8 protein-coding genes are annotated in these 7601 nt (G+C 60.4%); 3 read left to right on the top strand and 5 right to left on the bottom strand.

Annotated elements, in window-relative coordinates; genetic code table 11:
• Positions 1-103: 103 nt before the first annotated feature.
• The 5 genes from ACW9IN_RS29845 to ACW9IN_RS29825 all read right to left on the bottom strand — a co-directional run bounded on the left by ACW9IN_RS29845 (position 104) and on the right by ACW9IN_RS29825 (position 4686).
• Positions 104-643: a C40 family peptidase gene (locus ACW9IN_RS29845; RefSeq protein ID WP_457369206.1), complete on the bottom strand. Its 540-nt coding sequence runs from the start codon at positions 641-643 to the stop codon at positions 104-106.
• Positions 644-787: 144 nt separating this feature from the next.
• Positions 788-1417, bottom strand: a complete 630-nt coding sequence (locus tag ACW9IN_RS29840; protein ID WP_457369205.1) for an NlpC/P60 family protein — start codon at positions 1415-1417, stop codon at positions 788-790.
• Between the two features lie 213 nt (positions 1418-1630).
• Positions 1631-2335 carry a DnaA regulatory inactivator Hda gene (gene hda / locus ACW9IN_RS29835; RefSeq protein ID WP_010208669.1) on the bottom strand — a complete coding sequence of 235 codons (705 nt, stop codon included), beginning with the start codon at positions 2333-2335 and terminating at the stop codon, positions 1631-1633.
• 204 nt (positions 2336-2539) lie between these two features.
• Complete coding sequence (locus ACW9IN_RS29830) at positions 2540-3613, bottom strand: AI-2E family transporter (protein ID WP_457369204.1); 1074 nt, start codon at positions 3611-3613, stop codon at positions 2540-2542.
• 32 nt (positions 3614-3645) lie between these two features.
• Complete coding sequence (locus ACW9IN_RS29825) at positions 3646-4686, bottom strand: DUF2066 domain-containing protein (protein WP_457369203.1); 1041 nt, start codon at positions 4684-4686, stop codon at positions 3646-3648.
• A 355-nt stretch (positions 4687-5041) separates the two neighbouring features.
• Here ACW9IN_RS29825 and purM point away from each other — a divergent pair, with 355 nt between their 5' ends.
• Genes purM through ACW9IN_RS29810 form a run of 3 tightly spaced genes read left to right on the top strand, consistent with a single transcriptional unit; the run spans position 5042 to position 7472 of the window.
• On the top strand, positions 5042-6100 hold the full coding sequence (gene purM / locus ACW9IN_RS29820; RefSeq protein ID WP_457369202.1) for a phosphoribosylformylglycinamidine cyclo-ligase: 1059 nt from the start codon (positions 5042-5044) through the stop codon (positions 6098-6100).
• Positions 6100-6750 (top strand): phosphoribosylglycinamide formyltransferase, encoded by a 651-nt coding sequence (purN, locus tag ACW9IN_RS29815; protein WP_457369201.1) that lies wholly within the window; start codon positions 6100-6102, stop codon positions 6748-6750. The genes purM and purN overlap by 1 nt, the downstream gene beginning before the upstream one ends.
• 8 nt (positions 6751-6758) lie before the next feature.
• On the top strand, positions 6759-7472 hold the full coding sequence (locus tag ACW9IN_RS29810) for a DUF3108 domain-containing protein (RefSeq protein ID WP_457369200.1): 714 nt from the start codon (positions 6759-6761) through the stop codon (positions 7470-7472).
• Positions 7473-7601: the final 129 nt, after the last annotated feature.

Genomic DNA, 7601 nt, shown 5'->3' with positions numbered 1-7601 from the left:
GCGATGCAGGCGCTGCGGTGTGTCGGTCGCATCGCGGTGATGCCATCGCAGGCAAGCCAGCTCCCACACAAGCCCGCCCTCACCTTCAGAGCTTTAAAAGGCCCTAAGGATTGCGCGCCAGATTCCCTGGCAGCACGCGCTTGGCGCTCAGGTACGCATTCTGCCAGTAGGCCTTGTCCAGGGTGTCCAGCTTCACCGTACCGCCGGTTTGCGGCGCATGCACAAAGCGGCCCTCTCCGACATAGATCCCGGCATGACTGACCTGGGAACCACCACCGGTGGCAAAGAACAGCAGGTCACCGGTTTGCAGATTCTCTTCACTCACATCCTGGGCACGCATCACGATCAGCTCGCGGGTGGTGCGCGGCAGGGAAATACCAGCGGCATCGCGGTAGACAAAGCCGATCAGGCCACTGCAATCAAAACCGGAGTCCGGCGTATTGCCGCCCCAACGGTAAGGCGTGCCGACCAGACCCAACGCACGGAAGAGCACGTCTTCGGCAGCCGGCGAGAAATTTTGCGTGGAATAGTTGAACACCGGCTTGGGTTTGACCGCTACAGGAGCGGGCGGCGGTGGACGGTGTGCGCAGGCGCTGAGCAGCGCGGCGCAGAGAATGAGGATCAGGCGGGCCGAGGTCGACATGGGCAGAACAATCCTGGTCTGGATGCGGCTTTCGCTGCCGAACGCTGAAAACCAGAACGCGCAAGCAAAGCTCGCGCGAACGGATTACAACAATATCCAGGGATTCTAGCGCTTACACGTCAAACTTCAAGTATCACTTTAAGTTTACTTGCTGGCGGTGACCGTGGTCGGGGCCATGGCGAGTGCGCGCTTGGCTTCGATGAAGGTCTTGCTCCAGTAGCTGTCACCCAGACTATCAACCCGAACACCGCCACTGCGACGACTGCTGGAGTGGATAAACTGGTTATCGCCCAAGTAGATACCGGCATGGCTGACACGGCCACGGCCACTGGTACTGAAGAAAAGCAGATCGCCAGGCTTGAGGTTGTTGCGCGCGACCAACGGTGCTTTAACGTTGATCATTTCGCGAGTGGAGCGCGGCAGATTCATGCCGGCCTCTTCACGAAACAGGTAACCGATGAAGCCGCTGCAATCGAACCCGGCTTCAGAGGTACCGCCGAAACGGTACTTGGTACCGATCAGGGACATGCCGCGCTCAAGAATGCTGTCGGCCAGCACAGGCAACTGGTAAGGCTTGTTGCTGGCGAAATTGGTCAGTTCTTCCTCGGTTGCCACTTCCTCTTCATAAACGGAAGCAGACTGTGCAGGAACGAACTTTGCCTGATTTTGAACCTGTGGTTTTTGCTGTTCTGCCACCTGTTGAGGGTGGGAAGCGCAACCAAACAACAGGGTAACGAGTGCGAGAGGCACGAGGGGTGCGAAGCGATTTAGCATGGGCACGACCGTGGCTGATATGTAAAGAAGACGAGACTATGCCCTCTATCAGATCGATTTGCAAATTCAATCGCGATCTATGTGACTTCTTGTTCGGACTATGACATCTAAGCCCTTAACACCCCATACCCGCCTTTTGCGTGCCAAAACTGGCTAAAACGCAGGTTTTCTGGCGCCTGTAATTTGCCGAAAGCCCCATTTCAAAAGGGTTGGCTACCAGCCGAGGGTTTCCTTGAGGAACGGAATTGTCAGCTTGCGCTGAGCCTGCAAGGAGGCTTGATCGAGCTGCTCGAGCAAATCGAACAAGGCGCTCATGCTACGGGTGCCCCGGGTCAGAATAAAGTGCCCGACTTCATCGGTGAGGTGCAGGCCGCGACGGGACGCACGCAATTGCAGAGCACGCAATTTGTCTTCGTCGGACAGCGGACGCATCTGGAAGATCAGCGCCAGGGTCATGCGTGACTTGAGGTCGGCCAGTTTGATCGGCAACTCGCGGGGCGAGGTAGACGCAGCGATCAGCAGGCGCCGGCCACTGTCACGCAGACGGTTGAACAGATGAAACAGCGCCTCTTCCCACTCTGCCTTGCCGGCAATCGCCTGCAAGTCGTCCAGGCACACCAGCTCGTATTGCTCGAGGTGGTCGAAGATCCCGATCCCCCGATCCATCAGCTCGGCCAACGGCAAATACACCGCCGGCTCGCCCATCTGCTCGAAACGCAGGCAGGCGGCCTGCAACAGGTGGGTACGCCCCACGCCATGCTTGCCCCACAGATAGATCAGGCTTTCCGTCCACCCGGCGTCGGCTTCGCAGAGCCGCTCGACATAGCCGAGTGCAGCGGCATTGGCGCCTGGGTAGTAATTGATGAAGGTGGCGTCGTCACGCAGACGCACACCCAAGGGCAGCTGAATCGGTTTCATGCTGACTGAACGGCTCCGTTCGAACCGTTAGTGGCCTCTGTGTAAAGTTTGCAAAGTTTATACCCGTGACGCCGGGCGCACAATGCAGCAGACCACAAGCAAAATCAAAGGTTTGCGTGAACTTCGGGGTTTTATGCGAATTGTTTGACACCCGCCCTTCCATAAACGACAAACCCGGCCAGAGCCGGGTTTGTGATGAAAGGATTACAAATCGGGGTCTTCAACCCCTGTATACACATCCGAATCCTTGTACAGGTCATGCACATGGCGCACCAGCACCATGATCACCGCCGCCACCGGCAATGCCAGCAGAATGCCGGTAAACCCGAACAGCTCACCCCCCGCCAGGATCGCAAAGATGACCGCCACCGGGTGCAGGCCGATCCGGTCCCCCACCAGCAGCGGCGTCAGCACCATACCCTCCAGGGCCTGGCCGACCATGAACACCGCCACGATCCCCAGCATTGGGTACAACTCACCACCAAACTGGAACAGACCGGCCACCAGCGCCGCGCCGATACCGATCACAAAGCCCATGTACGGCACGATCGCCGCCAGGCCGGCAATCAGGCCGATCAACAGGCCCAGCTCCAGGCCGATCGCCATCAAACCTGCGGCATAAATCACTCCCAACGCCAGCATCACCAGCAATTGGCCCCGCACGAAGGCGCCCAGCACCTCATGGCACTCCTCGGCGAGCGACACAATGCGCTCCTCACGGTTGCGCGGCAGCAGGCTGCGGATCTTGGCCATCATGATGTCCCAGTCACGCAGCAGGTAGAACGCCACCACGGGGATCAACACCAGGTTGGTCAGCCAGCCGATCAACGCCAGGCTCGACGCCGTGGCCTGGCTGAGCACCACGCCGACGATATCGGTGGTCTGACCCATGTGTTCGCTGATCGCAGCCTTGACCTTGTCGAACTTCCAGAAGCCGTCCGACAGCCCCAGCTTGGCCTGGGCCCATGGCATCGCCGTATGTTGCAGCCAGTCGAGCATCTGCGGTGCCAGCTCGTAGAGCCGGAACAACTGTTTGGCCAGCATCGGCACCAGGACCAGCACCAACGCGGTGATGATCAAGGTGAACAGCGCAAACACCGCCACCACGCCCCAGGTACGCGACAGGCCGACTTTCTCGAGGCGGTCCACCACCGGGTCGAACAGATAGGCCAACAGCAACGCCACCAGGAAAGGCGTGAGGATCGAATGCAGCAGGAACACAAACACGCACAGCAGGACAATCCCGCCAAGCCACACCCAACGACGCGCATCCGCCATAAACCACTCCATCTATATAAAGAAGAAAACCGCTACCAACGAAAACGCAGTTGTGCCTGAGGCTCAGGTGCAACCGCCGGCTGCGTACCTTCGACCGTCGGCGACTGAACCGGTGCCTCATCCGCCGGCACCTCCTGCAACCGGGCCAGGCTCAGTTGACTGCGCAACTGATCGGCGCTGCCGCTGACGCGGTACACGATACGATTGCCATCGACCCGCTGCGGCTGACCACCGAAGGGCTCAAGCAAATGCCCCAATGCCGCATAACGCTCGAGGGTCATGCCCTGCACTTCCAGCAATTGCTCGGTACTCACACCCGGTTTCACCGCAAAGCGCGGTGCGAGTTTCTGGCTGACCGCCAACATCACCGCATCGGCCACGGCGCCGGTGTCGGCCCCTTGAGCGGTGCCCTGCTCACTCTTGTCGCCCAGCCACAGACGCCATTTGGCCTGCCACTGGCTGCCTTCCTGGCGCGCATGCACTGCCAGCAGCGCGTCGGCGCCATAACGTTCGGAGGCCGCGCGCAGCGGGGTGGCATCCGGGCTTTCCAGATTGGGGCCGGTGGCGACCACCTGTTCGTCCAGATCCCCCAGTGGCAGCCGCAGCGGCAAGCCACGGTGCTGGGCTGCACGGCGCAACGCCTGGGCCACAGCCTGGCCGTCGCCCACCAGGCTGCTGCCTTCGGTGGAGTCGTTCAGCCACCAGCCGAGGATCGATGGCCGATTGGTGCCCCAGATCGACAGACCGGCTTCACGCAAGACGCGATCGGTACTGACCGGATCGAAATCCACTTGCAGGCTCTCGGGCGGGCCGGCGTCGTAGCCGTATTGGCTGATGATCTGTTGCGGGTCCTTGCGCACCGCCGCCAGGCCCGGGCCATCGGCAGCCTTGGCGTCGCCGGTCAGGCGAATCACCAGCGTCTGCACGGCACGCTGGGTGGCCTGGTCGCGCTCCTGGGGCGACTGGCTGCTGACAGGCTCGAGGACTTGGTAGAGGCCATTGAGGGTTTCGGCATGACTCGCCAGGCTGACCAACGACAAGCAGCCTACAAAGAAGAATTTACACAGACGCATGAAAGATTCCCGAACGACAAATTTAGCGGCTGGAACAGACCGCGTGATCTCGGCTTGCCAAGGCTGTGACCACAGCAATCGACAAAACATTCACTGGGGCCTGGCAGTTTGAGTACTGTCACAACGATAGCGGGTTAAAGGCTATACCTTAATACGCAAGCCAGCAGAGCCGATTAGCATTTTTTTAACCGGCTTTTTTAACCGATATGGCCCTGCCCGTCGGCCCGAGGATGGCCGCTGCCCCTCAAGCCTGATAAAATCGCGCGCCTTCGCAGACCGTCAACGGCTGGGCCTTTTACCAAGAGCGCCTGCCCGCCCGGTCGTTACCCAGAAATTCCCCCTAAAGGCCTGGATCATGAGCAAGCAACCCTCCCTGAGCTACAAGGACGCCGGTGTAGACATCGACGCCGGTGAAGCATTGGTCGAACGCATCAAGAGCGTCGCCAAGCGCACTGCGCGCCCCGAAGTCATGGGCGGCCTGGGCGGTTTTGGCGCCCTCTGCGAAATCCCGGCCGGCTACAAGCAGCCCGTGCTGGTCTCCGGCACCGACGGTGTGGGCACCAAGCTGCGCCTGGCACTGAACCTGAACAAACACGACAGCATCGGCATCGATCTGGTCGCCATGTGCGTCAACGACCTGGTGGTGTGCGGCGCCGAGCCGCTGTTCTTCCTCGACTACTACGCCACCGGCAAGCTGAACGTGGACACCGCTGCACAAGTGGTGACCGGTATCGGCGCGGGCTGCGAACTGTCGGGTTGCTCCCTGGTCGGCGGCGAAACCGCTGAAATGCCAGGCATGTACGAAGGCGAAGACTACGACCTGGCCGGTTTCTGCGTCGGCGTGGTGGAAAAGGCCGAGATCATCGACGGCTCCAAGGTTGCCACCGGCGACGCCCTGCTCGCCCTGCCATCGTCCGGCCCGCACTCCAACGGCTACTCGCTGATCCGCAAGATCATCGAAGTGTCCGGTGCCGACATCGAAAACACCCAGCTCGACGGCAAGCCGCTGACCGATCTGCTGATGGCCCCGACCCGCATCTACGTCAAGCCGCTGCTCAAGCTGATCAAGGACACCGGCGCCGTCAAAGCCATGGCCCACATCACCGGTGGCGGCCTGCTGGACAACATCCCGCGCGTCCTGCCAAAAGGCGCCCAGGCCATCGTCGACGTGGCCAGCTGGCAGCGTCCTGCGGTCTTCGACTGGCTGCAGGAAAAAGGCAACGTCAACGAAACCGAGATGCACCGCGTGCTGAACTGCGGCGTGGGCATGGTCATCTGCGTGGCTCAAGAGCACGTTGAAACCGCGCTGAACGTGCTGCGCGAAGCTGGCGAGCAACCTTGGGTCATCGGTGAAATCGCCGCTGCCGCCGAAGGCGCTGCCCAGGTTGAACTGAAGAACCTCAAGGCTCACTGATGCCGCAGACCTGTGATGTCGTGGTGCTGTTGTCCGGCACCGGCAGTAACTTACAGGCCCTGATCGACAGCACGCGTACCGGCGACAGCCCGGTACGCATCGCTGCGGTGATCTCCAACCGCAGCGACGCCTACGGCCTGCAACGCGCCAGGGACGCGGGTATCGATACCCGCTCGCTGGATCACAAAGCCTTCGATGGCCGTGAAGCCTTCGATGCCGCCCTGATCGAACTGATCGACGCCTTCAACCCCAAACTCGTGGTCCTGGCCGGTTTCATGCGCATCCTCAGCGCTGATTTCGTACGCCACTATGAGGGGCGCCTGCTGAATATCCATCCGTCCCTGCTGCCCAAGTACAAAGGCATGCACACGCACCAGCGTGCGCTCGATGCCGGCGACAGCGAGCACGGCTGCAGCGTGCACTTTGTCACCGAGGAACTCGATGGCGGGCCTCTGGTCGTACAGGCAGTGGTTCCGGTAGAGTCTGACGACTCGGCGCAGACGCTTGCGCATCGGGTGCATGCCCAGGAACACAGGATTTACCCGCTGGCTGTTCGCTGGTTTGCCGAAGGACGGTTGATTCTTGGTGATCAGGGTGCATTATTGGACGGTCAGTTACTTGCGGCCAGCGGCCACTTGATTCGAACCTAGGAGATTTTATGCGTCGCGCCCTGCTCTTCGCTTTCGCTCTGCTTGCCTTGCCTGCCGTGCAGGCAGCAGACCTTCACCCCTTCTCCGCCAGCTACACCGCCGACTGGAAACAGTTGCCCATGAGTGGTTCGGCTGAACGCAGCCTGACCAAGAATGGCGACGGCACCTGGACCTTGAACTTCAAGGCTTCCATGATGATCGCCAGCCTCACCGAAACCAGCCAGATCCTGTTCGACAAGGACACCCTGCAACCGAAGAGCTACAGCTTCGAGCGCGGCGGCCTGGGCAAGGCAAAGAAGATCAACCTGGATTTCGACCAGGGCGCCAAGAAAGTCACCGGCTTTGAAAACAAGGATCCGGTCAACGTTACCCTGGAAAGTGGCATGCTCGACAAGTCCACCTACCAGCTTGCCCTGCAACGCGATGTGGCTGCCGGCAAGAAAAGCATGAGCTACCGCGTGGTCGAAGGCACTGACGTCGACACCTACGACTTTCGCGTGATCGGCGCGGAAAAGGTGCAGACCAAGGTCGGCTCCATCGACGCGATCAAGGTCGAGCGCGTGCGTGACCCTTCGCAGAGCAAGCGCATCACTCAGATGTGGTTTGCCAAGGACCAGGGCGGCATCCTGGTTGCCCTGCGTCAGGTCGAGACCGACGGCAAGGAATACAACATCATGCTGCAAGACGGCACCGTTGACGGCAAAGCGGTCAAAGGCAGCTGATGGGCGGGTGAATCAAAAAAAGAGCCTCGCGGAATGCGGGGCTTTTTTTTGCCTGGAGATTGTGTGTTTAAGCCGCTGACGCCATCGCAGGCAAGCCAGCTCCCACAGTTGGAATGCATTTCAAATGTG

The sequence above is a fragment of the Pseudomonas sp. SDO5271_S396 genome, from assembly GCF_054071795.1.
The sequence above is the reverse complement of the archived record's forward strand: the minus strand, read 5'-3'. Positions and strand labels throughout refer to the sequence as shown.

Bases quoted from the DNA above. Each gene is read 5' to 3' on its own strand.
- ACW9IN_RS29830 (WP_457369204.1), bottom strand. From the start codon at position 3,613: ATGGCGGATGCGCGTCGTTGGGTGTGGCTTGGCGGGATTGTCCTGCTG.
- ACW9IN_RS29845 (WP_457369206.1), bottom strand. From the start codon at position 643: ATGTCGACCTCGGCCCGCCTGATCCTCATTCTCTGCGCCGCGCTGCTC.
- ACW9IN_RS29810 (WP_457369200.1), top strand. From the start codon at position 6,759: ATGCGTCGCGCCCTGCTCTTCGCTTTCGCTCTGCTTGCCTTGCCTGCC.
- hda (WP_010208669.1), bottom strand. From the start codon at position 2,335: ATGAAACCGATTCAGCTGCCCTTGGGTGTGCGTCTGCGTGACGACGCC.
- purN (WP_457369201.1), top strand. From the start codon at position 6,100: ATGCCGCAGACCTGTGATGTCGTGGTGCTGTTGTCCGGCACCGGCAGT.
- purM (WP_457369202.1), top strand. From the start codon at position 5,042: ATGAGCAAGCAACCCTCCCTGAGCTACAAGGACGCCGGTGTAGACATC.
- ACW9IN_RS29825 (WP_457369203.1), bottom strand. From the start codon at position 4,686: ATGCGTCTGTGTAAATTCTTCTTTGTAGGCTGCTTGTCGTTGGTCAGC.
- ACW9IN_RS29840 (WP_457369205.1), bottom strand. From the start codon at position 1,417: ATGCTAAATCGCTTCGCACCCCTCGTGCCTCTCGCACTCGTTACCCTG.